At 63.4% G+C, this 25,325-nt stretch carries 26 protein-coding genes; 14 read left to right on the top strand and 12 right to left on the bottom strand.

The features are described from left to right. Positions 1-12: 12 nt before the first annotated feature. The 6 genes from I6F12_RS33810 to I6F12_RS33785 all read right to left on the bottom strand — a co-directional run bounded on the left by I6F12_RS33810 (position 13) and on the right by I6F12_RS33785 (position 5,901). A complete protein-coding gene (locus I6F12_RS33810; protein ID WP_036015736.1) occupies positions 13-1,131 on the bottom strand; it encodes a cobalamin-independent methionine synthase II family protein in 1,119 nt (372 codons plus the stop codon). A 19-nt stretch (positions 1,132-1,150) separates the two neighbouring features. Next, entirely contained in the window at positions 1,151-1,867 is a 717-nt protein-coding gene (locus I6F12_RS33805) for an ABC transporter ATP-binding protein (RefSeq protein ID WP_036029900.1), read from the bottom strand. Next, positions 1,860-2,615, bottom strand: coding sequence for an ABC transporter ATP-binding protein (locus I6F12_RS33800; RefSeq protein WP_036043305.1), 756 nt, complete (start codon positions 2,613-2,615; stop codon positions 1,860-1,862). Before I6F12_RS33800 ends, I6F12_RS33805 begins: the two co-directional genes overlap by 8 nt. Next, on the bottom strand, positions 2,612-3,640 hold the full coding sequence (locus tag I6F12_RS33795) for a branched-chain amino acid ABC transporter permease (RefSeq protein ID WP_225158238.1): 1,029 nt from the start codon (positions 3,638-3,640) through the stop codon (positions 2,612-2,614). The genes I6F12_RS33800 and I6F12_RS33795 overlap by 4 nt, the downstream gene beginning before the upstream one ends. Before the next feature lie 8 nt (positions 3,641-3,648). Then, positions 3,649-4,518, bottom strand: a complete 870-nt coding sequence (locus tag I6F12_RS33790; protein ID WP_036015727.1) for a branched-chain amino acid ABC transporter permease — start codon at positions 4,516-4,518, stop codon at positions 3,649-3,651. A gap of 204 nt (positions 4,519-4,722) precedes the next feature. Beyond that, complete coding sequence (locus I6F12_RS33785) at positions 4,723-5,901, bottom strand: ABC transporter substrate-binding protein (protein ID WP_036015725.1); 1,179 nt, start codon at positions 5,899-5,901, stop codon at positions 4,723-4,725. 575 nt (positions 5,902-6,476) lie between these two features. On the opposite strand from I6F12_RS33785, the gene I6F12_RS33780 reads away from it, so the two are divergent. Further along, on the top strand, positions 6,477-6,758 hold the full coding sequence (locus I6F12_RS33780) for a hypothetical protein (RefSeq protein ID WP_036015722.1): 282 nt from the start codon (positions 6,477-6,479) through the stop codon (positions 6,756-6,758). A 72-nt stretch (positions 6,759-6,830) separates the two neighbouring features. Here I6F12_RS33780 and purU read toward each other — a convergent pair whose 3' ends face one another. Continuing rightward, positions 6,831-7,694 (bottom strand): formyltetrahydrofolate deformylase, encoded by an 864-nt coding sequence (purU, locus tag I6F12_RS33775; protein ID WP_109143120.1) that lies wholly within the window; start codon positions 7,692-7,694, stop codon positions 6,831-6,833. A gap of 141 nt (positions 7,695-7,835) precedes the next feature. Between purU and I6F12_RS33770 the strand changes: the two genes are divergently transcribed. Continuing rightward, a complete protein-coding gene (locus I6F12_RS33770; RefSeq protein ID WP_036029887.1) occupies positions 7,836-8,678 on the top strand; it encodes a uroporphyrinogen-III synthase in 843 nt (280 codons plus the stop codon). Positions 8,679-8,802: 124 nt separating this feature from the next. Further along, complete coding sequence (locus I6F12_RS33765; RefSeq protein ID WP_109143118.1) at positions 8,803-10,065, top strand: MFS transporter; 1,263 nt, start codon at positions 8,803-8,805, stop codon at positions 10,063-10,065. 19 nt (positions 10,066-10,084) lie between these two features. Here I6F12_RS33765 and I6F12_RS33760 read toward each other — a convergent pair whose 3' ends face one another. The 4 genes from I6F12_RS33760 to I6F12_RS33745 form a co-directional block, all read right to left on the bottom strand. Continuing rightward, positions 10,085-10,492 carry a DoxX family protein gene (locus I6F12_RS33760; protein WP_036015712.1) on the bottom strand — a complete coding sequence of 136 codons (408 nt, stop codon included), beginning with the start codon at positions 10,490-10,492 and terminating at the stop codon, positions 10,085-10,087. A 3-nt stretch (positions 10,493-10,495) separates the two neighbouring features. Further along, positions 10,496-10,714, bottom strand: a complete 219-nt coding sequence (locus I6F12_RS33755; protein ID WP_036015710.1) for a DUF4287 domain-containing protein — start codon at positions 10,712-10,714, stop codon at positions 10,496-10,498. A gap of 61 nt (positions 10,715-10,775) precedes the next feature. After that, positions 10,776-11,390, bottom strand: coding sequence for a helix-turn-helix domain-containing protein (locus I6F12_RS33750; protein ID WP_158644890.1), 615 nt, complete (start codon positions 11,388-11,390; stop codon positions 10,776-10,778). A 115-nt stretch (positions 11,391-11,505) separates the two neighbouring features. Beyond that, complete coding sequence (locus I6F12_RS33745; RefSeq protein WP_225135812.1) at positions 11,506-12,186, bottom strand: Crp/Fnr family transcriptional regulator; 681 nt, start codon at positions 12,184-12,186, stop codon at positions 11,506-11,508. 333 nt (positions 12,187-12,519) lie between these two features. On the opposite strand from I6F12_RS33745, the gene I6F12_RS33740 reads away from it, so the two are divergent. The 6 genes from I6F12_RS33740 to I6F12_RS33715 all read left to right on the top strand — a co-directional run bounded on the left by I6F12_RS33740 (position 12,520) and on the right by I6F12_RS33715 (position 19,644). Next, entirely contained in the window at positions 12,520-13,341 is an 822-nt protein-coding gene (locus I6F12_RS33740) for an ABC transporter ATP-binding protein (protein WP_225142522.1), read from the top strand. Next, positions 13,338-15,269: a long-chain fatty acid--CoA ligase gene (locus I6F12_RS33735; protein WP_225111904.1), complete on the top strand. Its 1,932-nt coding sequence runs from the start codon at positions 13,338-13,340 to the stop codon at positions 15,267-15,269. Before I6F12_RS33740 ends, I6F12_RS33735 begins: the two co-directional genes overlap by 4 nt. Positions 15,270-15,387: 118 nt before the next feature. Further along, entirely contained in the window at positions 15,388-16,281 is an 894-nt protein-coding gene (locus tag I6F12_RS33730) for a branched-chain amino acid ABC transporter permease (RefSeq protein WP_036029874.1), read from the top strand. 3 nt (positions 16,282-16,284) lie between these two features. Continuing rightward, positions 16,285-17,358 carry a branched-chain amino acid ABC transporter permease gene (locus tag I6F12_RS33725; RefSeq protein WP_036015700.1) on the top strand — a complete coding sequence of 358 codons (1,074 nt, stop codon included), beginning with the start codon at positions 16,285-16,287 and terminating at the stop codon, positions 17,356-17,358. Between the two features lie 42 nt (positions 17,359-17,400). After that, positions 17,401-18,684, top strand: coding sequence for an ABC transporter substrate-binding protein (locus I6F12_RS33720; RefSeq protein ID WP_225158237.1), 1,284 nt, complete (start codon positions 17,401-17,403; stop codon positions 18,682-18,684). A 120-nt stretch (positions 18,685-18,804) separates the two neighbouring features. Continuing rightward, positions 18,805-19,644, top strand: coding sequence for an ABC transporter ATP-binding protein (locus I6F12_RS33715; protein WP_225144388.1), 840 nt, complete (start codon positions 18,805-18,807; stop codon positions 19,642-19,644). A 12-nt stretch (positions 19,645-19,656) separates the two neighbouring features. Here I6F12_RS33715 and I6F12_RS33710 read toward each other — a convergent pair whose 3' ends face one another. Beyond that, the gene (locus I6F12_RS33710) at positions 19,657-20,808 is read right to left on the bottom strand and encodes an AGE family epimerase/isomerase (RefSeq protein ID WP_225158236.1); all 1,152 of its coding nucleotides are present in this window, start codon (positions 20,806-20,808) and stop codon (positions 19,657-19,659) included. 86 nt (positions 20,809-20,894) lie between these two features. Between I6F12_RS33710 and I6F12_RS33705 the strand changes: the two genes are divergently transcribed. From I6F12_RS33705 to terL, 5 genes are all read left to right on the top strand, one after another. Then, positions 20,895-22,118, top strand: coding sequence for an AMP-binding protein (locus tag I6F12_RS33705; protein ID WP_225158235.1), 1,224 nt, complete (start codon positions 20,895-20,897; stop codon positions 22,116-22,118). 453 nt (positions 22,119-22,571) lie between these two features. Further along, on the top strand, positions 22,572-23,402 hold the full coding sequence (locus I6F12_RS33700) for a site-specific DNA-methyltransferase (RefSeq protein ID WP_225158234.1): 831 nt from the start codon (positions 22,572-22,574) through the stop codon (positions 23,400-23,402). After that, positions 23,395-23,718, top strand: a complete 324-nt coding sequence (locus I6F12_RS33695; protein WP_225158233.1) for a DUF5681 domain-containing protein — start codon at positions 23,395-23,397, stop codon at positions 23,716-23,718. The genes I6F12_RS33700 and I6F12_RS33695 overlap by 8 nt, the downstream gene beginning before the upstream one ends. 55 nt (positions 23,719-23,773) lie before the next feature. Beyond that, positions 23,774-24,061: a hypothetical protein gene (locus I6F12_RS33690; protein ID WP_225158232.1), complete on the top strand. Its 288-nt coding sequence runs from the start codon at positions 23,774-23,776 to the stop codon at positions 24,059-24,061. Positions 24,062-24,189: 128 nt separating this feature from the next. Continuing rightward, entirely contained in the window at positions 24,190-25,239 is a 1,050-nt protein-coding gene (terL, locus tag I6F12_RS33685; RefSeq protein WP_225158231.1) for a phage terminase large subunit, read from the top strand. Positions 25,240-25,325 lie beyond the last annotated feature (86 nt).

Below are 25,325 nucleotides of genomic sequence, written 5' to 3'. Positions count from 1 at the left end.
AACGGCGGAGCCTTACTGCCCCCACACTTCCTTCGCGATCTCGACCGCGAGGCTGAGCTTGGCCCACTGCTCCTCCTCGGAGAGGATGTTGCCCTCTTCCGTCGAGGCAAAGCCACATTGCGGCGACAGCGCGAGCTGCTCCAAGGGCGCGAACTTGGCGGCTTCTTCCAGGCGTCGCTTGATGTCGTCCTTCTTCTCGAGCTCGCCGAACTTCGAGGTGATGACGCCGACCACGACGACCTTGTTGCCCTTGGGCAGGAAGCGCAGCGGCTCGAAGCCGCCGGCGCGGTCGCTGTCGTACTCCAGGAAATAGCCGTCGTAATTGGTGCCGGCGAGCATGGTCTCGGCCACCGGCTCGTAGCCACCCGAAGAAATCCAGGTCGAGCGGAAATTACCGCGGCAGACGTGGGTCGTCACCACCATGTCGGCCGGCTTCTCCGCCAGCGCGTAGTTGATGATGCGCGCATAGATCTGTTGCAGCCCATCCGGATTATCGCCGCGCTCGCGTGCCTTCTGCAATTCGTCCTGCGAGCAGAGATAGGCCCAGACGGTGTCGTCGAACTGGAGATAGCGGCAGCCGGCGTCGTAGAACGCCTTCACGGCCTTGCGGTAGGTCTTGCCGAGATCTTCGTAGAAGGCGTCGAGATCGGGATAGACGTCCTTGGAGATCGACTTGCGTCCGCCGCGGAAGTGGAGCACTGCCGGCGAAGGGATCGTCATCTTGGCGGTGACGTGAGCCTGGTCGGCGACCTTCTTCAGGAAGCGGAAGTGGTCCAGCATCGGGTGGCTGTCTGGAAAGTCGAGCTTGCCGATGACGCGGACCGCATCGTGACGGGTCTGCACGCCCGTGAACTGGATGCCGGTGTCGGGGTGAAACAGCTCGCAGCCGGTGAGCTTGGCCAGGAAGTCGAAATGCCACCAGGAGCGGCGGAATTCGCCGTCGGTCGCGAGCTTCAGCCCGATCGAGGCCTGCTTGTGCACGACCTTCTCGATCTCCATGTCCTCGATCTTGCGCAGATCGTCGGCCGAGATCTCGCCCTTCTCCAGCCGGCTACGGGCTTCCTTGATCTTGAGCGGACGCAGGAGGCTGCCGACCTCGTCGGCGCGGAAGGGGGCTGTGGTTCGCTGCATGTGTTACTCCCTGGACATCTTAGTGGGCCGCCGCCCCGGCGACGCCGAGATGGCGCTCCAGGACAGAGGGGTCGGTCTTCAGCGCGGCGCTCGGAGCGTCGTGGACGATCGTTCCGCGCTCCAATATCACAACGCGATCGGCGAGCCCCAGAATCTTTTGGGCATTCTGCTCTACGATGATCGAGCAGATACCTCCGGACCGGGTGATGGTCCCGATCGCCTTCAAGAGTTCCTCGACGATGATGGGCGCAAGGCCCTCCATCGGCTCGTCCAGCAGCAGGACTTTCGGATTGAGGGTAAGTGCGCGACCGATCGCCAGCATCTGCTGCTCGCCGCCGGAGAGCTGGTTGCCGAAATTGCTCCGCCGCTCCTTCAGCCGCGGGAACATCTCGTACACCTTCTCGACCGTCCAGGGACCGGGCTGCGCTACGGCGGTCATGTTCTCTTCCACCGTCAGCGAGCGGAAGATGTTGCGCTCCTGCGGCACCCAGCCGATGCCGGCGCGCGCCCGCTGGTCGGGCCGCATCGCCGTCACATCGGTGCCGGCCAGCGCAATGGAGCCTGCGAAGCGGCGCGTGACGCCGACGATGGAGTTGATCAGCGTGGTCTTGCCGGTGCCGTTGCGCCCGAGCAGCGCCAGCACCTGTCCTTCGGCGAGGCGGAGCGTCATCTTCGGCAGCACCACCGCCTCGCCGTAGCCGGCGCGAAGCGAATCGATCGCGAGCAGGTCAGACATCGACCGCCTCCTCGCCGAGATAGACCGCCTTCACCTGCGGATCGCGCGCGACCTCTTCGGGCGGGCCTTCGGTCAGCAGCGCGCCCGAGACCAGCACCGAGATGCGATCAGCAAAGGAGAACACGAGGTCCATGTCGTGCTCGATCAGGAGCACGGTGACGTCCCGCGGCAGGCTGCCCACGACGGCGAGAATGTCGTGGCGCTCGCTCTCGGGCACGCCGGCGGCGGGCTCGTCGAGCAGCAGCACGCGCGGCTTGGCCGCAATGGCCACCGCGATCTCGAGCAGGCGCTGCTTACCGTAGGGCAGCGTCACGGTCTCTTCGTTCATGACGTCGAGCAGATGGAAGCGGGAGAGCAGATCGGCGGTCTCGCCATTGACGTCACTGCGCGTGCCCATCCGTCGCCACCAGTCGCCGCCATGGCCGAGGCGCTCGGAGACCGCGAGCCCGATGGTCTCCAGGGGAGTCAGGTCCGGGTAGAGCTGGTTGATCTGGAACGTGCGCGACAACCCGCGCAGCACGCGCTTGTGCACCGGCAGATCGGTGATGTCCTGACCTTCGAGCAGGATGCGGCCTGCGTTCGGCTTCAGCACGCCGGTGAGCTGGTTGATGACCGTGGTCTTGCCGGCACCGTTCGGACCGATCAGCGCGTGGCGGGCGCCCTGCTCGACCTTCAGGGACAGATCGCGGGTGACGCGCAGGCCGCCGAACTGCTTTTCGAGATTTTGGGTTTCGAGCGCGATGGTCATGAATCGCTCTCCGGCACGGCGACGACCGCCTTGCGGCCCGCAATCTGCCTGATGATCAGGTTCGGCACATACAGCACCCAGCGATGCAGGCGCTGGCGGCCGACCAGCACGATCACGACCAGCACGAGGCCGATCCAGAACTGCCAGTATTGCGGCGTGATGGTCGAGAACAATTCCTGGAGCAGGCGGAAGATCACCGCGCCGACCAGCCCGCCGTAGAGATAGCCGGTACCGCCGATCACCAGCACCAGCATCAGGTCCGCGGAGCGCTCGAAGGCGAACACGTCGAGCGAGGCGATCGCGGTCGTCTGGGTGAACAGCGCGCCCGCAATGCCGGAATAGAACGCAGCCAGCGTATAGATCGCGATCAGGCGGCGGTTGACCGGAATGCCAATGGCGGCGGCGCGGAGGGGATTGTTCTTGATGGCGCGCAGCGACAGGCCGAACGGGGAATGCACGACGCGGCGGGCGAACAGGAACAGCAGGAACAACACGGCCAGCGAATAGAAGAAGCCGGCCTTGCCGAACATGTCGAACGGGATCTCGCCGAAGATCGGCTGCATCTCGATGCCCTGCAGGCCGTCGGTCCCACCGGTGATATTGGAGAAGCGCTCGGCGAGCGCTTCCAGCAGCAACGCAATGCCGAGCGTCACCATCAGGCGCGTCAGGTCGACGCCGCGGATCACCAGAAAGCTGGTGGCAAAGCCGAGCACCATGGCGGCAAGGCCGGCGACGATCAGCGCCAGCACGGGCTCCTTGACGATGCCGTGCAGCGCCAGCAGCCCCGCGGCATAGGCGCCGACGCCGAAGAAGGCGGCATGGCCCAGCGAAACGATGCCGGCATAGCCGAGGATGAGATCGAGCGACATCGCGAACAGCGCGAGGCGCAGGATGTCGGTCATGATCAGATAGCGCGACGGAAATGCGAAGCCGCAGGCCAGCACGATCAGCCAGAAGGCGATTTCGCCGTAGTGCCAGCGCGCCTGGCGCTGGGCATGGTAGCCGACGTCGGAAGCAGCGCTCATCGGTGAACTCAACGCGCGGCCGTGCGGCCGAACAGGCCGTTCGGACGCCAGATCAGGATCACGATCATGATGGTGTAGATCACGAAGGGGCCCATCTTCGGCACGTAATATTTGCCGGCGACGTCGCCGATGCCGAGCAGCAGCGAGGCGAGGAACGGGCCCGTTATCGAGGAGGAGCCGCCGACGGTGACCACGATCAGGAAGTAGATCATGAACTTCAGCGGGAAATACGGATCGAGGCCGAGGATCTCGGCGCTGAGCGCGCCGCCGAGGCCGGCGAGCCCGCAACCGAAGGCAAAAGTGAAGGCGAATACCTGCGGCACGTTGATGCCGAGACCGCTCGCGGCGCGGGGGTCATCGACCGCCGCCCGCAGGCGGCTGCCGAAACGCGTCTTCGCCAGCACCATTTGAAGCGCGATGGTCAGCAGGCCGCAGATCACGATGATCATCAGCCGGTAGCGGCCGATGCCGACGCCGAACAGATCGAACTGGCCTTGGAGCGCGGCGGGCAAATTGATGAAGACCCGCGAGGATCCCTGGATGTAATCGACGGCTGCCACCGACATGAAGGTCAGGCCGATCGTGAACAGCACCTGGTCGAGATGGCTGCGGGCGTAGAGATGACGGTACAGCGTCCGTTCGAGCGCGATGCCGATTGCAGCCGAGGAGACGAAAGCGAGCGGCAAAGCGGCGAAGAACGGCCAACCCATCCGGTTGACCAGCACCATGCAGATATAGCCCCCCGCCATCGCGAAGGCGCCGTGGGCGAGATTGACGAAGTTCATCAGGCCCAGCGTGACCGCGAGCCCGCAGGCGAGCACGAACAGCAGCATGCCGTAAGCGACGCCATCGAACAGGTTGGTGAGGATTGCGGTCATCAGCAGTCGAGGGTCATCTCAAGTGTGGCCAAGGGCCGTGCTGCACTCCCTCTCCCGCTTGCGGGAGAGGGTTGGGGAGAGGGTCTTTCCACTTGGAGGATTCCCGACGACGAGAGAACCCTCACCCGGCCGCTCCGCGTCGACCTCTCCCGCAGGGCAGGCGGGAGAGGTGAGGAGAGCCCCGGGATGACGCGCTTTCGCGCGTCACTTCTTGGTCTTGCCGAGATCTTTGACAGCCTCGAAGGTCGCGAACTCGACATTGTAGAGTTCGCCATCCACTTTCTCGACCTTGCGGATGTAGATGTTCTGCACGATGTCGCGGGTCTCGGGGTCGATCGAGATCGGACCGCGCGGGCTCTCCCACTTCTGGCCCTTCATGGCCTCGATCAGCTTGTCGCCGTTGGTGTCGCCACCTGTCTTCTTCAGCGCCTCGTAGATCAGGTGGATGCCGTCATAGCCGCCCACGGCCATGAAGCCCGGACGGTTGCCGAAGGCCTTCTTGTAGGCCGCGACGAAATCCTTGTTCATCTGCGAGGGGTGCGCCGCGGAATAGAGATGCGCGGTGACCGTGCCGAGCACGGCGTCGCCCATGTTGTTGAGCAGATCGTCGTCGGTGACGTCGCCCGGCCCGATCACCTTGATGCCGGCCTTGTCGAGGCCACGCTCGGCATATTGCTTCATGAAGTTGCCGCCCTGGCCCGCCGGCACGAACACGAAGATCGCGTCCGGCTTTGCGTCCTTCATGCGCTGCAGGAACGGAGCGAAGTCGGGGTTCTGCAGCGGCACCTTGACTTCTTCGACCACCTCACCGCCGCCGGCCGTGAAATGCTGCTTGAAGAAGTTGAGGGCGTCATTGCCCGGCGCGTAGTCCGAGGTCAGCGTCGCGACCTTCTTGATGCCGTTCTTCACCGCCCAATCGCCGATGATGGTCGAGGACTGCGCCAGCGTGAAGCTGGTGCGCACGATATAAGGCGAACGTTCGGTGATAATGGAGGTGCCGGCCGCCATCACGACTTCAGGAATCTTGGCCTGGGTAGCCAGCGGCGCGGCGGCGAGCGCGGCCGGCGTCACGCCGAAGCCGGCGATGAAGTTGACCTTGTCGTTGACGATCAGCTCCTGCGCGGCAGTCTTGGTCTTATCTGGGATCGCCGCGTCGTCCTTGACGATGATTTCGATCTTCTTGCCGGCGACGGTGTCGCCCTTCTGCTGCATGTAGAGCTTGATCGCGTTCTCGATCTGCTTGCCGGTCGAGGCCTGGCCGCCGGTCATCGGCAGGATCAGCCCGATCTTGACCGTGTCTTGCGCCTTGGCAGGCGCGACGGCCGCGAGGCCCGCGATCGCAACGACCGCTGCGGTGCGTAAAAAAATCCTGCGTTCGAACATCAGATGTCCCTCCCCTTCATTCCTCACCTCTTGTGCGGCGGACCGAGTACCCGGTCCTTGCCGCGCTTCACTCACGGACAAGCCATGCCGTGCGGCCACATGGCGTCCTCTGTAACCCCGTTGTCAATCGAACGTTGGGCGACCATTCGGCGCAAGCCGCGCAATCTGCCTCAACAACGGCGGAGAGCTATTTGTACGATTGTACAAATGAAATGGTCCTGTCAACGAAAAAGCCCTGTGACACTGGGCCGGAGGGCGATGGCTTTGCCACCCTACGAGGGCCGCACCACACCGGGATGGAGGATTCAGTCTCTCATTTGCAGAATCCGGACATCTTAAGTGCGTCCGTGGCATGCCCCGTCCTACGATCCGTCCAATGACAAATACCCGGTGTATACCGTACCAACAGCGGTGACCTCATCAAGTACAAAATATGCCTATTGTAATACCTTCTCTGTATACAGCTTTGCCCTCCCTCGAATAGGCCAATTTTACCTATTGAGAGATATGGTTGCCGCCAACGCCTATGGCGCTCCACCATCCGCGCCCCGTCGGGGGCACGACCAGAGATATTCATGCGTTCTCGCTCGCTTTCGATCGCCGCCGCACTCGCCCTGCTCAATCTCGCAGGCTGCGGGACGGTCAACGAGAAGCTCTCCGCCGGGATGGGCGACTACGTCCCGCAATGGGCCGGCGGCCTGCCCGCTGATGCGCCGCCGCGGCCCGGCACGCCGCAATACGATGCCTACATGAAGGAGCGCGAGCGCAAGCGGCTGATGCCGGCGACCGATCGCGAGAAGGAAGAACAGGCCCAGAAGGGCGCGACGGGGACGACGTCGGCCGGCGCGGGGCGCTGAGGAAGCGAATGGCGAACAGGGAGTAGCGTATAGGGCGCGCTCCCCCTCCACTCACCATTCGTCCCCCATTCGCTAATCCACGAACACAACGGTCTTGCGGCCGTTGAGGATGACGCGGTCGTCGAGATGGTAGCGGATGGCCCGGGCCAACACGCGGCGCTCGATGTCACGGCCTTTGCGGACCAGATCTTCCGGCGTGTCGCGATGGCTGATGCGCTCGACGTCCTGGTCGATGATCGGGCCCTCGTCGAGGTCGCGCGTGACGTAATGCGCGGTGGCGCCGATCAGTTTGACGCCGCGCTCATGGGCCTGGTGATAGGGCTTGGCACCCTTGAAGCCCGGCAGGAACGAGTGGTGGATGTTGATGCAGCGCCCCGACAGCTTTGCCGAGAGATCGTCGGACAGGATCTGCATGTAACGGGCGAGCACCACCAGATCGGTCTTCGTCTTGCCGACGAGGTGCATAATCTGTGTCTCCTGCTCGCGCTTGGTCTCCTTGGTGACGGGCAAATGGTGGAACGGGATGCCGCCGAAATCGAGCCCGGCATAGACCTCGCGCGGGTGATTGGAGACGATCGCGGTCGGAATCATCGGCAATTCGCCGGTTCGCCAGCGATAGAGGATGTCGACCAGGCAGTGATCGGACTTCGAGACCAGCAGCATCACCTTGCGATGCGCAGCGCGGTCGCGCATCTGCCATTCCATGCCGAAACGCTCGGCGATCGCGGCGAAGCCGGTCTGCAGTGCCGCGAGTTCCACGGCAAGATCGGCCGCTGTGAACACCACCCGCATGAAGAACTTCTTGGTCTCGACGTCGTCGAACTGCTGGGCGTCGAGGATGTTCTGTCCGTTATGAGCGAGAAACGTCGAGACCGCCGAGACGATGCCTGGGCGATCCGGACAGGACAGGGTCAGGACGTATTGATGGTCGGGCAAGGCTCGGCTCTTGATGAAGGTTTGTGCAGCGGAACGATCCAGCGGATTGCGCCCTGCTCTAGCACCGACCCGCCCTTGCGCCAATCCCAACCGCGGAGTCAGGATGAACGGACAATTGCGAATTCTCAACGGAGCATACCCATGGCCGACCGCTTGAACGGCTACCGCATCCTGATCCTGGAAACGCGCGAGGAGGCGCAGTTTTCCAAGCTTCTGGCCGAGCAAGGCGCCGAGGTCGTGCAATGCCCGATGTTCACCATCCATGATGCGCCGGATCCGGCTCCAGTCGAGGCCTGGATTCGCCGTGCCATCGACAAGCCCTTTGACGATCTCGTGCTGATGACCGGCGAAGGCCTGCGCCGCATCATGAAGCTCGCCCGCGCCCGCGGGCTCGACGCTGCCCTTGTCGCGGCGCTCGCCCAGGCGCGCAAGTTCACCCGAGGCCCGAAGCCGGGCAAGGCGTTGCGCGAGATCGGCCTCGAGACGCAGCAGACCACGGAGAAGCCGACCACCGAAGGCGTGATCGAGATGCTGGCCAGACTCGACCTGAAGGGGCGGCGCCTCGGTCTGCAGCTCTATCCCGACAAGGATCATAGCGCGCTGACCGGCGCGCTGGCCGCGCAAGGCGCCGACGTCGATACGGTGCTGCCCTACGTCTACGATTCCAAGGCTGCCGATGCCAACATCGTCGCCGCCATTGACGACATGGCAGAGGGACGCATCGACTCGATCGCCCTGACCAATCTCGGCCAGGTCCGCCGGCTGATCGAGGTTGCCAAGGCGCGCGGCAGCGAGACGAAGCTGCGCGCAGGTCTCGAACGCACGCTGATCGCATCGGTCGGCCCGGCCGTTTCCGGCGAGCTCGCAGCGCATGGCTTGCGCACGGACGTCTCGCCCGCCGACGAAGCCTATTTCATGCGTCCTCTGATCTCGGCCATGGCAAGTGCGTTAGCCGACAGGAAAGCGGCCAGCGCCGCGAGGTAAGAGCCGAGCGCGGGGGCGGCCTGCGGCGACTGCGATTGACACCGGCATCGCCAGCGTTAGGTTGCGCCACAGCAAGAAGAAACAACAAGGTTAAGGAAATCGCCGTGACACGCGTCATCGCGTCGTGAGCGCCACTGCACGACCTTCGGCGCTCGCGCCATTCCGCATCCGCAACTACCGCTTCCAGTGGCCGTCCGATCTGCTCACCTCCTGGGCCTTCGAGGTCGAGACGCTGGTGCTCGGCTGGTACGTCATCGTCGAGACCGGCTCGGTGCTGCTGCTCACGCTGCTGGCTTCACTCCAGTTCGTCGGAACATTGGTCGCGCCCGTGTTCGGCATGATCGGCGACCGGATCGGCCATCGCGATCTCCTGGTTGTCATGCGCCTTGCCTATGCGGCGCTGTCGTCGACCATCATGGTCCTCGCGCTGAGCGGTCATCTGTCGCCGCTGAGCGTCATGATCATCGTCACGATCATGGGCTTGATCCGCCCCTCCGATCTCGGCGTTCGCGGCGCGCTGCTCGCCGATATCATGCCGGCCGAGCAGCTGGTGGGCGCCATCAGTGTTGCGCGCACGACCCAGGACAGCGCGCGCATTGCCGGAGCGTTGACGGGGGCCGGGCTGTTCGCCGTGCTCGGTATCGGCCTCGTTTATGTGGCGATCGCCTGCCTTTACTTCACGGCAGCGCTTCTCATGCTCTGCCTGACCCAGCCGAAAAGGACCGTCACCACGAGCGATCTTCCCGCAAGCAGCCACACCGTTTCGCGGCTGCTTGGCGACCTCAAAGAGGGGATCGTCTATGCCTGGAACGGGCCGGCAATGCGCGCGGCGCTGTGCGTCGCTTTTCTGGCGAATCTCACCGCATTTCCTTTCACGGGCGGATTGTTGCCCTACATCGCGCGGGAGATCTTTCACACTGATCAGACCGGCCTCGGATATCTTTCGGCGAGCTTCGCCGTCGGCTCGCTAATCGGCTCCATCACGCTCAGCCTGGTCAGTGGCGTACGCATTGCCCGGCTCCTGATCGGCGCAACGCTGGCCTGGTACGCAATGCTGCTGGTGTTCGTCGAGGTCAGGACGATGCCGGTGGCGATGGCCTGCCTCGTCCTCGCCGGTATCGCCCAGAGCATGTCGATGATCTCGGCTGCCGTCATCCTGATGCGCACCGCGAGCGCACATCTGCGCGGCCGTGTCATGGGCGTGCGCATGATGGTGATCTATGGCTTGCCGATCGGACTGCTCGCGGCCGGCAGCCTGATCGACGTCATCGGCTATTCCGCGACGGGCTCGCTTTATGCCGGCGCAGGATTCGTCGCGATGGTGGCAATCGCGATCCGCTGGCGCGCCGATCTGTGGCCGGCGCACGCGCCGGCCAATGCGCGATGACGGCGTCCCCGTAACGACGTCAGACCTCCACCGGCGGCGATCTCAGAGGAAGCAACGCCGCCACCCGCGAATCGCGCAAATAGAGACCGCCCCAGGCAAGACCAGCAAGATAGACGCCGAACAGCATATGGCTGAAGAGCGGGTTGCCGACCCGCAAGTGAACAGCCACCGTGCCGCCCATATAGGCGGTCAGCAGGATCGCACCGAGCACGGCCGTTCGCGGGAGGCCGTAGAGCGCGGTGCAGGCCAGCGCCACCACGCCCAGCGCGCGGGCCAGATCGGCCGACGGGGGATAGCCGAGCTCGGCGGTCGCGTTGATCACGACGTCCAGCGGGACGAGCTTCATCCCGGCATCAAACAGCATGAAGGCAATCACGAGCCCGCTCATGACGGAGCCGGCCACATGTCTCGACTTGGACATCGTCATCACCTACGACGCCTTCCCCTTGAGAAGCGCGACGATGGCCATCGCATGGCCATGGCCAAGGCCGAACTCGTCCTTGAGCGCGGCCACGATGGCACCCGCTTTCACGCCGGCGGCCAATCCCGCCCCGGTCGAAAAACCCCGGTCCTTGCCCCATTTGCGAAACTGGTCCGGGCTCTTGCCGGTCTTGGCCTGGATATTGTCGAGATAGGCCTTAAAACTCACCGCAGCGCTCCTCCGATGTTTGCTCCACCAGCGCGGCCGGAGCGATCCAGGCATATTGCGATCAGGACGTAGTCGTCTTGTATGAAAACGACAATTGCGGCCGCTCGCGCGAGAGGCGCGCAGGCGTCATGCCGATCAGTTGCCTGACCGAGCGGGTAAGATGGGCCTGATCGAAATAGCCAGCGCCCGATGTCGCGTCCAGAACGGAGCTGCCGCTCACCAGCAAGGCCGCGGCGCGACGCGCCCGCTCGATCTGCTGATGGCTGCTGAACGTCATGCCCGTAACGCGGCGAAAGTGGCGCTGAACCGAACGCCGGCTCATCCAGTCGACGTCGCCGTCGATCGCCGCATCGGTCGCGTGGCTGCGTGCGATGACACCCGCGCGCGCCATGCGAGCGACGAGACTTTCCGCATCGTCATAGCCTGGAATGTCCCAGCTCAGACCCGAAAACAGAAAACGGCCGTTGGGCAGCACCGGCAACTGCATGTTTTGATGGTCGATCAGTGCGCTCGTCGGTATCTCCGGCAGGTAGGTTCCCAGCCGAAACCGGATCGCCAGCCATTCGCCGCTCGCGGGACATTCGACGAGTGTCCCGCGGGTGACCGGCCCTCGGAGCGTCACCGCCAGAAGCTCCGGGAGCCTGGTGACCACAAGCTCGATATTTCCCTCGGCCATCGACAGGAACGAGCCGCCACGCCGGCTCCGGCTGCGCCATACCCGCTCGACGTAAGGCGAGTCCGACGCGCGATGGTCGAACTCTATGAGCACTGAAGCACCGGGAATGCGCAGATCATCGTTCCTCCCCGTAGCTCCCGAGCCGCGCGATATCGAGGATCGTGACCCCGCCATATTCCAGCCGCAGCAGCCCCTCCTTCTCCAGCCGGTTCAGCGCGCGGTTGGCGTTCTGGCGGGACATGCCGGAGAGCGCGCCGATCTCCTCCTGGGTGATCTCCAGATGCGCAGTCGATTCCGGATAGAGGATCGGGTTGAACAGCGAGGCGATGCTGCGGGCGAGGCGCGCGGTGGCATCGAGCGTGCGGTTGACCTCGAGCATGCCGATGAACTGGCCCAGCCGCTCGTTGAGTTGGCGCACCAGGAAGCGGTTGAAGCCGACGCTGTTCTCGAACAGCCACATGAAGGCGCTGCGTTCCATCAGCGCGATGCGGCTGTCGCGCAGCGCGACCACGTCGTAGCGGCGCGGCTCGTTCTTGAGCACGCTGCCCTCGCCGAACCAGGCCCCTGCCGTCAGCCCGGCAAGGCTGGTCTCCTTGCCGTCGCGCGAGACCCCACCCATGCGGGCAAGGCCGCGCACCATGCCGGCCCAATAGGCAAAGATATCACCGCGCATGAACACGCTCTCGCCGGTGCCGTAGGACCGTTCCGTAATTCCGGCGCGCGCGACCTCGATCTCGGCTGGTGTGAGCTCACGCGACCAGGCGGCAATGCGCTTCAGATGATCCTCTGAAATCATGATCTCGAAGCCAGCCGCACCGTTCAGTCACCCCATGCTCCTGTTGCACTGCAACAGAATCGCTTCGGCCATCCATCCGACGAAAGATGAAGACCCGCTCGGCCCGACAACTTTGTCGCAGAATTGTCAGGCCGGAGACATTTCAAAATAGCGCTTTCCCCTATTGAGGACCACCTCGGGCGATGCGGCTTTTGATCCCTCACGGGAACGAAGGTGGCGCCGGTCCGGTCGAGACCAATAGCTGCATGGTCTGGCCGGCACGACCGTACTAGGATCGCCTGACAGGAACGGAAGAGCGCCAATCAAGCGCCATCACCGGGAGGGATTCGTTTGGTGGCTACCAGTCTCGAAGTGCGCGGCGTGTCCTTACGATTCGGCGGCGTCCGCGCGCTGACCGACGTCAGCTTCGCCATCAGGGAAGGCGAGCTGTTCTCGATCATCGGCCCCAACGGCGCCGGCAAGACCTCGATCGTGAACTGTATTTCCGGTCGCTATAAGCCGACCGAAGGCCAGCTGTTCTATCAGGACCGCGACATCACCGGCTTGACGCCGAATGCCCGCGCCTCACTCGGCGTCGGCCGCACCTTCCAGAATCTCGCGCTATTCCACCACATGAGCGTGCTCGACAACATCATGGTCGGCCGCCATCACCTCTTGAAGAACAATTTCCTCACGGGCTCGCTGTACTGGCTCACCGGCGCGCGCAAGGAGGAGCTCGAGCACCGTCGCAAGGTGGAAGAGATCATCGACTTCCTCGATCTGCAGCCGGTGCGCAAGGCCACCGCCGGCACCCTCCCCTACGGCCTGCGCAAGCGCGTGGAGCTCGCCCGCGCTATGGCGCTGGAGCCGCGCCTGATCCTCCTCGACGAACCGATGGCCGGCATGAATTTCGAGGAGAAGGAAGACATGGCCCGCTACATCGTCGATCTCAACGAGGAGTTCGGGATGACGGTGGTGATGATCGAGCACGACATGGGCGTGGTGATGGATATCTCGCATCGCGTCATGGTGCTGGATTTCGGCAAGAAGATCGCCGAGGGCGATCCGGCGACAGTGCTCGCCGATCCGCACGTCAGGCGTGCCTATCTCGGCGAAGAGGACGAGGTGCTTGTCGATCCCGATGATGCCTCTCCGGCGCAGGAGAGCGCGGCATGATGGATTATGCGGGCCGCGTCGCGCAGGCCGACACCTATCCGAAGATGCTCCGGCTCAATGCCAGGGAGCACGGCAACGAGATCGCAATGCGCGAGAAGGATCTCGGGCTCTGGCGCATCTTCACCTGGAACGACTATCAGGCCCGCGTGCGCGATTTCGCGCTCGGCCTCATCGAGCTCGGCCTGGGCCGCGGTGATGTCATCGCCATCATCGGCGACAACCGGCCCGACTGGGTCGCGGCAGAAGTTGCGACGCATGCCATTGGCGGCCTCAGCCTCGGGCTCTATCGCGACGTCCTGGACGAGGAAGCTTCCTATCTCCTCAACTACGGCGAGGCGCAGCTGGTCTTTGCCGAGGACGAGGAGCAGGTCGACAAGCTGCTCATCCTTGCAGAGCGCGTGCCGAAGCTGAAGCACATCATCTATTCCGATCCGCGTGGGATGCGGAAATACGACGACCCGCGCCTGATGCCGGCGGAGAAGTTCGCCGAGCTCGGCCGCGCGCGGGCAGCACGCGAGCCGGAACTCTACGACAGATTGGTCGATGCCACCGAGGGCGAGGACGTCGCGATTCTCTGCACGACGTCGGGCACCACCTCGCATCCGAAGCTCGCGATGCTCGCCGCCGGACGCGTGCTCGGCCATTGCGCCACCTATCTCGCCTTCGACCCCAAGGGTCCCGATGACGAATACGTGTCGGTGCTGCCGCTGCCCTGGATCATGGAACAGGTCTACGTGCTCGGCAAAGGTCTGCTCTGCCGGATGAAGATCAACTTCGTCGAAGAGCCGGACACGATGATGAACGATCTGCGCGAGATCGCACCGACCTTCGTTCTGTTCGCGCCCCGCGTCTGGGAATCGATTGCCGCCGACGTCCGTGCCAAGGTGATGGACGCAACGCCCTTCAAGCAGCGCCTGTTCGACATCGGCATGAAGTCGGGCCTTGCCGCGCTCGAACAGGGCAAGCGCTCGGGCTTTGCCGACACGATCCTGTTCCGCGCACTGCGCGATCGCCTCGGCTTCACCCGGTTGCGCTCGGCCGCGACCGGCGGTGCGGCGCTCGGGCCTGACACCTTCAAGTTCTTCCAGGCCATGGGCGTGCCGCTGCGCACGCTCTACGGTCAGACCGAGCTGCTCGGGGCCTACACGCTGCATCCCGAGGGCAAGGTCGATCCTGATACCACCGGCGTACCGATGGCCGACAATGTCGAGATCCGTATCGACAATGCCGACGTCCACGGCGTCGGCGAGATCGTCGTGCGGCACCCCAACATGTTCCTCGGCTACTACAAGAACCCCGAGGCCAGCGTCGCCGACATCAAGGACGGCTGGATGTGCTCGGGCGACGCCGGCTATTTCAACGCCAACCACCAGCTCGTCGTGATCGACCGCATCAAGGATCTCGCCGAGACCTCCCGCGGCGAGCGCTTCTCGCCGCAATTCATCGAGAATAAGCTGAAATTCTCGCCCTATATCGCCGAAGCTGTGGTGCTTGGGGCCGGCCGCGACGCGCTCGCGGCAATGATCTGCATTCGCTACTCCATCATCTCGAAATGGGCGGAAAAGAACCGCCTCTCCTTCACGACCTACAGCGACCTCGCCTCACGGCCGGAGGTCTACGCGCTGCTGCAGAAGGAGGTCGAGACCGTCAACGCCACGCTGCCGCCGGCCCAGCGCATCTCGCGCTTCCTGCTGCTCTACAAGGAGCTCGACGCCGACGACGGCGAGCTCACCCGGACGCGAAAGGTGCGCCGCGGCGTCATCAACGAGAAATACGCCGGCATCATCGACGCCATCTACCGCGGCGATTCCGACATCCCCGTCGACACCGTGATCCGCTTCCAGGACGGCACCACGCAGCGGGTGCGAACGACGCTGCGGGTGGTGGACCTCGGCGGGCACGGGCACATGGCGGAGGCTGCGGAGTGATACAGATCCTCGTCATGCGCGGGCTTGACCCGCACATCCATCCTCTTCCGAACAGTCTTCCTTCCTCATCGATGGATTGCCGGGTCAAGCCCGGCAATGACGGGCTGAGTCACTCAACATGAACACCGCCTTCCTCATCCAGCTCCTGGTCAACGGCCTCGTGGTCGGTACGCTCTATGGCGTAGTCGCGATGTCGTTCGTGCTGATCTACAAGGCGACGCAGGTCGTCAACTTCGCGCAAGGTGAATTGCTGCTGGTCGGCGCCTGGGTGTGCTGGGCCTTGCTGGCGAAATACCAGGTGCCGTTCTGGATCGGCATGCCGATCACGCTGGTGTTCATGTTCGTGTTCGGCATCGCGGTGCAGGTGCTGATCCTGCGGCCGATGATCGGCGAGCCCATCATCTCGGTGATCATGGTGACGATCGGCCTCTCCACCGTGCTGCAGGCGACGCTGAAATGGATGTTCGGCGTCAATCCGCAGCCGTTCCCGCGCGTGTTCGAGAGCCAGTCGGTCGACCTGTTCGGACTGCAGATCCAGACCGTGTACGTCATGAGCCTCGTGGTGTCGGTCGCGATGATGATCGGCATGGCCTGGTTCTTCCGCGCGTCGAAGTACGGCCTTGCGATGCGCGCCACCGCGTTCAACCAGCAGGTGGCGCAGTCGCTCGGCATTTCCGTCAAGAGCGTGTTCGCGATGGCCTGGGCGATCTCGGCGACCGTCTCGGCGGTCGCCGGCGTCGTCGTCGCCGTCGTCAATGGCGTGTCCTCGGGCCTTGCTGCCTACGGCATCAAGGTGTTTCCGGCGGCGATCCTCGGCGGGCTCGATTCCGTCGGCGGCGCGGTGCTCGGCGGCATCATCATCGGGCTTTTGGAGAACGTCGCCCAATATGTCGACAGCGAGTATCTGCACTGGGGCAATCTCTACGAGATCGCGCCGTTCTACGTTCTCATCATCGTGCTGATGATCAAGCCCTACGGCCTGTTCGGCACCCACGACATCGAGCGGATCTGATCCATGGCCGGCCCTGCCCTCATTCCCGCTGGTGATTTCCGCACCACTTACGCCGCGGACACCACGATCTTCCCGACCACCACCAGCCGCAACTTCGCGATTCTGGGCGTCGCGCTGCTCTGCCTCGCGCCGCAACTCTTCAGCGGCTACTGGCTCAGCATTTTGATCCAGATCGGCATCTTCTCGATCGCGGCGCTCGGCCTCAATATCCTGGTCGGCTTCACCGGCCAGATCTCGATCGGACACGCGGCCTTCTTCCTGCTCGGCGCCTTCACCTCGGCCTACATCTCCAATAATGCGCCGATCCCGGTGTTCTTCGCGATCCCGCTCGCGGGACTCGTGACGGCGCTGGTGGGGTTGATCTTCGGCATCCCCGCGGCGCGGCTGAAGGGACTCTACCTCGTCATTGCAACGCTGGCCGCGCAATACATCCTGCTCGACTTCTTCTCGCGCGCCGAGTGGTTCTCCGGCGGCTCGGTGCCGGCGAGCGCCGAGCCGTTCTCGATCTTCGGCTACACGCTGCGGGGCGACCGGCAATATTTCTACGTCGTGCTGGCCTATGTGCTCTTGAGCTACATCCTCGTCACCAACCTGATGCGCACGCGCGATGGCCGCGCGCTGGTGGCGATCCGCGACCATTATCTCTCCGCCGAGATCATGGGCATCAACCTCACCAGGTACCGCACGCTGTCGTTCGGTCTCGCCGCCTTCTTCGCCGGCATCGCGGGCGCGCTCTACGCGCACTATCAGCTCGTGGTCTCCCAGGAAGGCTTCGGCATCGAGCGCTCAATACTGTTCCTGGCCATGATCATCATCGGCGGCACCGGCTCGATCATGGGCACGCTGATGGGCACCGCCTTCGTGGTGCTGCTGCCCGAGGCGATGGAGTTCATCAGCCATCATTTGAAGGGCGGCGCGATCGACAAGGCGCTCTCGCTTAACACCAACATCACCTTTCTGCGCGAGATCGCGATCGGGGTGATCATCATCGCATTCCTGATGTTCGAGCCCGATGGGCTCGCGCATCGCTGGCGACAGATCAAGGCGTATTGGAAACTCTACCCGTTCTCGCATTGAGCACGGCTACTTCACTTAAACGATAACAGGAGGAACCAACCCATGAAGACCAAATCGCTTTTAAGCACCGCGTCGCTCGCGTTTGCGATCGCTGGTTTTGCGGCCAGTGCGCAGGCCCAGATCGCCGTCGGCCATCTCGCCGACTACTCCGGTGCGACGTCGGACGTTGGCACGCCCTACGGCCAGGCCGTCGCCGACACCTTTGCCTGGATCAACAAGAACGGCGGTATCGGCGGCAAGCAGGTCAACCTCGATACCAACGACTACGGCTATCAGGTGCCGCGCGCGATCGCGCTCTACAAGAAGTGGTCGGCGCCGGATGGCAAGGTTGCAACGATCATGGGCTGGGGTACCGCAGATACCGAAGCGCTGACCGGCTTTGTTGCGCAGGACAAGATTCCCTATATCTCCGCCTCCTACGCGGCGGCGCTGACCGATCCGGAAGGCGTGAGCGGCAAGGCCAAACCCGCGCCCTACAACTTCTTCTACGGCCCGAGCTATTCGGACGCGATGCGGGCATTGGTGACCTGGGCGGCGGAAGACTGGAAGGCCAAGGGCAAGAGCGGTAAGCCGAAATTCGTCCATATGGGCGGCAATCATCCGTACCCGAACGCGCCGAAGGCCGCCGGCGAGGCGATCGCCAATGAGCTCGGCTTCGAAGTGCTGCCGCCGATCGTGTTCGCGCTGACGCCCGGCGATTACTCCGCGCAATGCCTCAGCCTGAAGAGCTCCGGCGCCAACTACGCCTATCTCGGCAACACCGCAGCCTCGAACATCTCCGTGCTCAAGGCCTGCAAGACCGCCGGCGTGGACGTGCAGTTCCTCGGCAATGTCTGGGGCATGGACGAGAACGCCGCCAAGACCGCGGCTGACGCCGCCGACGGCGTCGTCTTCCCGCTACGCACGGCCGTAACCTGGGGCGGCAACGCGCCAGGCATGAAGACGGTGATGGAAATCTCGAAAATATCGGATGCAAGCGGCAAGGCCTATCGTCCGGTGCACTATATCGCAGGCGTCTGCAGCGCGCTCTACGCCAGGGAAGCGCTCGACTGGGCCGCCAAGAACGGAGGTGCCACCGGTGAGAACGTCGCCAAGGGCTTCTACCAGAAAAAGGACTGGGTGCCATCAGGCATGGACGGCGTCTGCAATCCCTCGACCTGGACCAACAAGGATCATCGCGGCACCCTCAAGGTCGATCTCTATCGCACCAAGGTGTCCGGTTCGACCAATGGCGACCTGAACGACCTGATGGCCAACGGCACGATCAAGCTCGAGAAGGTCAAGACCGTCGAGCTGCCGCGCAAGCCGGAATGGCTCGGGTGGTGATTGAAATCTCCGACGTTATGGCCGGGCTTCTCCCGGCCATCCACGTCTGACCACGCGGTACGAAGAACGTGGATGCCGGGAAAAGCCCGGGCATGACGACAGTTACGGATTGGCGGCATAATGACCGAAATCAGCGAAGCAACCCGTTCCTCCCCAAGCATCGTCCCCGCACCACCCCTCCTCGCCGTGCGCAACATCGAGGTCGTCTATGACGACGTGATCCTGGTGCTGCGCGGCCTCAGCCTCGACGTGCCCAAGGGCGCGATCGTGGCGCTGCTCGGGGCCAACGGCGCCGGCAAGTCGACGACGCTCAAAGCGATCTCGGGGCTGCTCAAGACCGAGGACGGCGAGGTGACGCGGGGCGAGATCCTGTTCGAGGGCGAGCGGATCAACGGCATCGATCCCGACAAGATCGTCCGCCGCGGCATCTTCCAGGTGATGGAGGGCCGGCGCATCGTCGCCGACATGACCTCGCTCGAGAATCTCAAGCTCGGCGCCTTCACGCGCCGGGACCGCGAGGTCGACGCCGACCTCGACATGGTCTTCAGCTACTTCCCGCGCCTGAAAGAGCGCACCGGTCTCGCCGGTTATCTCTCCGGCGGAGAGCAGCAGATGCTCGCGATCGGCCGCGCGCTGATGGCGCGCCCGAAAATGATCCTGATGGACGAGCCTTCGATGGGCCTGTCGCCGCTGCTGGTGAAAGAGGTGTTCTCGATCATTCAGAAGATCAACCGCGATCTCGGCGTCACCATCCTCCTGGTCGAGCAGAACGCGCGCGCTGCGCTCTCCGTGGCGAGCCACGGCTACATCATGGAGCAGGGCAAGGTCGTGCTCGACGGCAGCGCCGACGCATTGCGCGACAACGAGGACGTCAAGGAATTCTACCTCGGCGGCGCCGGCGACCAGCGCAAGAGCTTCAAGAACCTCAAGAGCTTCAAGCGGCGCAAGCGCTGGCTGTGATCCACAAGGAGCCTAGCCGAGCACCTGGTCGGCTTCCGTGACCGCGCAGAGAACATGATAGAACGACGACGCAGGAATGGTGTCGATCAGCGATTTGCCGTCGCGATCGAACTGGTCGTACCAGCCGCCCTTAACGGGATGGCTGAGATAATGCCGTTCGAGCCGCACCAGCGCCGCGCGCGCCTCGTCCGCCGCGCCCGCCTCGCCGGATTCGGCCTGCGCGATCCACGCCTTCGCGATCTCGGTTTGCGGCCACAGCCGGCGCGTACTGCGGCGGATGTTGCCGCTTGCGTCGCCCTCGTCGACGAGGCAACCCGTCGCCTCGTCACGATAGCGCAGCGAGGTCGCCAGCAGTTCCGCACGACGCTGGCCGGTCGGGCATCCCGTGATGCGTTCAAAATTCTTCAGCAGCCAGACCCATTCCGCCTGGTGACCCGGCTCGACGCTGACCGGTTCGATCTTCGACCAGTCTTCCTCGAAATATTCCGACAATACGTGCCTCTGCTTGTCGTAGAGGTTGGCGAGGAACAATGCGAAGAATTCTCCGGCACGGTTCTGGAACGACAGATCGTGGGTCGCCTCGAAGCACGCGATCATCGCCTCGAACAGATGCATATGCGGGTTCTGCCGGCGCGGCAGCGAGACCGGAAGGCCTTCGTGAACGCCGCCATGCGGCGAGCGCAGGTGTCCGTCGAGGAAGGCGAGCAGCGCATCGATCTCGGCGCGGACCTGCGTATCCTGGTCGAGCGCATAGACGCTGGCGAGCGCAAACAGGATGAAGGCGTGGTCATAAGCATCACGCCGGGCATCCAGCACCGATCCGTCCGGCGTCAGCCGGTGCACATAGCCAGGCCGGCCATCGGGCGCCTTCGCTTTGGCCAGCAGGTGCTCCAGCCCCTTCAGCGCAATCGCGCGCCCCTCGGGATACCAGCCCATCTGTGCCGCCTTGGCGTAGCACCAGATCTGGCGGGCCTGCACGAACACGCGCCGGGGCGCGGCGGCATCCGCCGCACCGTCGCGGTGCAGCCGGTCGATGAAGCCGCCTGCGGCGTGATCCCAGCCGACCGTCGACCACAGCGGCAGCGCCTCGTCGATCATACGGCGCTTCAGGCGCGCAACGACGTTCGACGCCTCGTCCGCCGCAATGATTCCTTCGTCCGCCATCGGGTCCCTTTCAAGCCTCGCCACTGGCGGTCTGATAGCCATGCCGGTGGCGGCGCGCAACGGATGCCAACACGGAAAGAACAGCCATGACCGCCCATTACGACGCCCGCGAGAGGCGTGAGCAAGCCGCGCGCGAGGCCGACCTGTTCGCCCGCCTGCCGGAGGTGCTGCGAGCCGCGATGGCCGCCCCGGCCTATGCCGAGCGGCTGAAAGGCTTCGATCCCGCCGCCGTGACCTCCAGGGCGGCTCTGGCGGATTTGCCGGTGTTGCGCAAGTCGGAACTGCCCGCCCTGCACAAGGCCTCCGCGCCCTTCGGAGGCTTCGTGGCGGCGGCGCCTGGCTCGTTCGCCCGCCTGTTCACCTCCCCCGGTCCGATCTTCGAGCCGGAAGGGCGACAAGCCGATCCCTGGCGCGGCGCAAGGGCGCTGTTCGCAGCCGGGTTCCGCCCCGACGACATCGTCCTCAATACCTTCAGCTACCATCTCACCCCCGGGGGATTCATCTTCGATGCGTCGGCGCGGGCGCTAGGGTGCGCGGTGATCCCCGCCGGCCCCGGCAACACAGAGCAGCAGTTCGAGCTGATCGAGGCCTACCGGCCGGTCGGCTACAGCGGCACGCCGGACTTCTTGAAGATCCTGCTCGATGCCGCCGCAAGCTCGGGGCGTGACGTTTCCTCGATCAAGCGCGCGCTGGTCTCGGGCGCTTCGTTTCCGCCCTCGCTCCAGGCCGAGATCAAGGGGCGCGGCATCGATGCCTACCAGGCCTTCGGCACCGCCGATCTCGGCCTCGTCGCCTTCGAGACCGAGGCCCGCGAAGGCATGGTCGTGAACGAGGACCTGATCCTGGAGATCGTCAAGCCCGGCACTGGCGATCCGGTCGCACCAGGTGACGTCGGCGAGATTGTCGTGACTTCGCTCGACCCGCACCATCCCTGGATCCGGCTCGCGCTCGGCGACCTCACCGCGGCCCTGCCCGGCACGAGCCCGTGCGGGCGCACCAACATGCGCATCAAGGGCTGGATGGGCCGCGCCGACCAGACCACCAAGATCAAGGGCATGTTCGTCCGTCCCGAGCAGATCGCCGAGATCGGCAAGCGCCACGCGGGGCTCGGAAGACTTCGCCTCATCGTCACGCGCCAAGGCGAGACCGACGCCATGACGTTGAGAGCGGAAGCCGCGGCCGCTAACGACTCGCTCCGTGACGAGATCGCGGCCAGCTTGCGCGCCGTGACAAAGCTCGGCGGAGCCGTCGAGCTGGTCGGTCCAGGCACGCTGCCGAATGACGGCAAGGTCATCGCGGACGAGCGCTGAAACTCCAAGATTCCATTCCCTGCTAACAGGGAATTCTGCAGGGAAAGTCATTCCAGCGTGCCGGACCGCGACGCATGAACACGTGGGAAGTGCCTTGAAATCTTGGGCATCTCGGCCGCGGAGCGACAAAACTGGAACAGGGAAATGTCCGGTGTAGAACAGGCAATGCACCCGTCCGAAACAGGGACGCGCCAAGGCGCTCAAAGGCAGGCTGACAGGTTCATCACTTCGCCGATTTCAAAATCGGAGCGGCGAAGCGATCTAGGTCGATCGTCAGTCATCTCCCCCGGCTGGTTCCGGTTGGTCTTCGCGGGTGTGGGGCGACCGGAACTTCAGCGGCGAGCATGGCGTGCAAGCCTGAAATTCCCGAGCCGGCCCAACCCAATTCCGCTTTAGGCCAGGCGAGACGACGTCTGGCGGCTTGGCAGCAACCGGCTGATCTGCGGCGATGCCTTGGACGAGCAAGCCTGCAAGACCCTCCTGCACGATCAGCGGGCACGCGCGGTGATCGCCGATCCGCTCTACAACGTTGCCGTCGACGGCCATGTCGGCGGCCGCGGCAGCATCAAGCACCGCGAGTTCGCCATGGCCTCCGGCGAAATGACGCCGCAACAGTTTACCGAATTTTTGACCACGGCCTGCGCGCTCTCCGCCAGATACAGCGTTGATGGCTCGCTGCATTACCTATGCATGGATTGGCGACATACGCTCGAGCTGTTGACCGCGGCACGACGTATTTACACCGAGCATAAGAATACCTGTGTCTGGGCCAAGACCAATGCCGGCATGGGCTCGTTCTATCGCTCCCAGCACGAACTCGTTCATGTCTTCAAGAACGGCACCGCGCCGCACATCAACAACATTGAGCTCGGCGTCCACGGCCGCAATCGAACCAACCTGTGGACCTACCAGGGCTCAACAGCCTTGGCCGGCAACGCGACGAGCTGCTGGCTTTTGCATCCCACGGTGAAGCCCGTCGCCCTGATTAGCGACGTGATCAAGGACTGCACACGGCGCGGCGACCTCGTCTTGGATCCTTTCGCAGGATCCGGCACCACCGTGATCGCCGCAGAGAAGACCGGCCGCCGCGCCGCTCTGTTTGAGATCGACCCGCTATATTGCGACGTCATCGTACGCCGTTGGCAAAATCACACCGGCCAGGCCGCAATCTGCGTCAGGACTGGCCGTAGCTTTGCCGACCGAGAAGCGGCGGCCGCCGCCCTGACTTACGCGCGGCCGCTTCTGCTGCCTGGCCCCTCTCGGAAGGGAGGCGCTCGTGACTGACGATCAAGGGGCGGGATATCACCGCCCGCCTATTTCAGGACGCTTTAAGAAGGGACAGTCAGGTAATCCCAAGGGCCGGCCAAAGGGATCGCGCAATCTCAGGACGGACCTGAGCAGCATGATGAAAAGGCGCGTCCAGATTCGCGAGGATGGCGAACCGCGCTTGGTGAGCCGGCAGGAGCTCGTGCTCCTCAGACTGTTCGAGCGGGCCGCAAAGGGCGATACCAAGGCCTGCACACAGCTCTTCAACATGATCATGAAGTTCGAGCCCAGGGGAGCAATCCAACAGCGAGACCACAATCGTCACCGAGCATGACCAAGAGATTATCGCAGATTTTCTTCGCCGCCATTCCAAACATGAGGATTGATCAATGCCGATCTCCACCCCAGCCCAACGCGATGCGATCTACCGCAGCGACTTTCTTGCCTTCGCCAGGAAGGCCTTTTACGTCTTTTCCAGCGACACGTATTCGCAGGAATGGTTTCATGAATCGATCGCCCAAAGACTAAATGGCAGCATTGGACGCGCAACAAGACAGATCATCAACGCGCCGCCCCGTGCGCTTAAGTCCTATCTCGTCTCGGTGGCGTGGACCGCATTCAGACTGGGCCAAGATCCCACTCACAATTCATATGCGTCAGTTATTCCCAAGACTTAGCAAACAAGCATTCGGCCGATTGCCGACGAATTATGGAATCGCCCTGGTACCGCGCGCTATTTTCAACACGCCTCGACAAGAGCACTGAGAATCAGCTCGCGACAACGAATGGGGGCTGTCGGTTAGCAATGTCCGTCGGCGGCACTTTAACCGGCTTTGGCGCCGACACTATCATCGTTGATGACCCACTCAACGCAGCCGGGGCGACTTCCGATGTGACGCGCAAGCACTGCAACGAGTGGTTTGATCGTTCGCTCATGTCGCGCCTCAATGACAAGTCCAAAGGCAGCATCATCGTTCTGATGCAACGACTGCATCAGCAAGACCTAGCGGGCCATCTCATCGAAAGACGAGGCTGGGATCATCTGGTGCTCCCGGCTATTGCGGCGCAGGACACGAAGATCCGGCTGCAGAATCGATCTTTTGTTTGGAAACAAGGAGAGCCTCTACAAGCGAGAGAGCCCCTCGAAGTCTTGGACGACCTCAAGAGCCAAGTTGGATCGCTGGTGTTTCAAACACAATATCTTCAAGATCCCGCTCCGGATGAGGGGAATGACCTCAAGCGGGAATGGCTCCAGTCGTATGATGTCGTTCCGATCCGCCAGTCGGGGGACGAAGTCGTACTCTCCTGCGATATGACGAAAACTAGCGAGAACAGCAACTACTCGACTTGTTTGGCCTTTCTTGTCCGCAATCGGAACCAGTATCATCTTATTGACGCTTGGCGAGGAAAGGTTGCCTTCCACGAGCTTTGCCAACTCATGCAGGCGCAAGTAGCCAAACACGCGCCTAATGCCGTGCTCATCGAAGATACAGCTATGGGGTCTCCGCTGACCGGTGAGCTCATGCGGGTTGGGCTGCAAGGCATTGTTGCGATCAAACCGACCAAAGACAAGCGGACGCGTATGAGTGGCGAGACCGCAAAGCTGCAGGCCGGCTCGCTCGTCTTGCCGCGAACGGCACCCTGGCTCGACGATTTTATGTTGGAGTACGTCTCGTTTCCGTTCGGCAAGACCGATGACATGATGGATGCGTTGTCCCAGTTTCTAACCTGGCGCACCGAAGCCGAGCGACGGGTCACCTTCAAGGCAGACTGGGGCGCGTCGAATGGATTGAGCGGATCTGTGGCAAGGCTTGGGGCTCCTTCGGCAAGCGAAATGCTCCATCTTTTGAGATAACGCACATCCTCTCGTCGAAATCACCGGCGCGCAAGGCATACTCGCCAGCGCTGTCCTGGAGGTTGTCAAGATGCGGCCCAGGACCT

It is taken from the genome of Bradyrhizobium sp. IC4059, from assembly GCF_020193615.1.
GTDB lineage: Bacteria > Pseudomonadota > Alphaproteobacteria > Rhizobiales > Xanthobacteraceae > Bradyrhizobium > Bradyrhizobium yuanmingense.
Note: the sequence above shows the minus strand (reverse complement) of the source record. Positions and strands in the feature narration are given on the sequence as shown.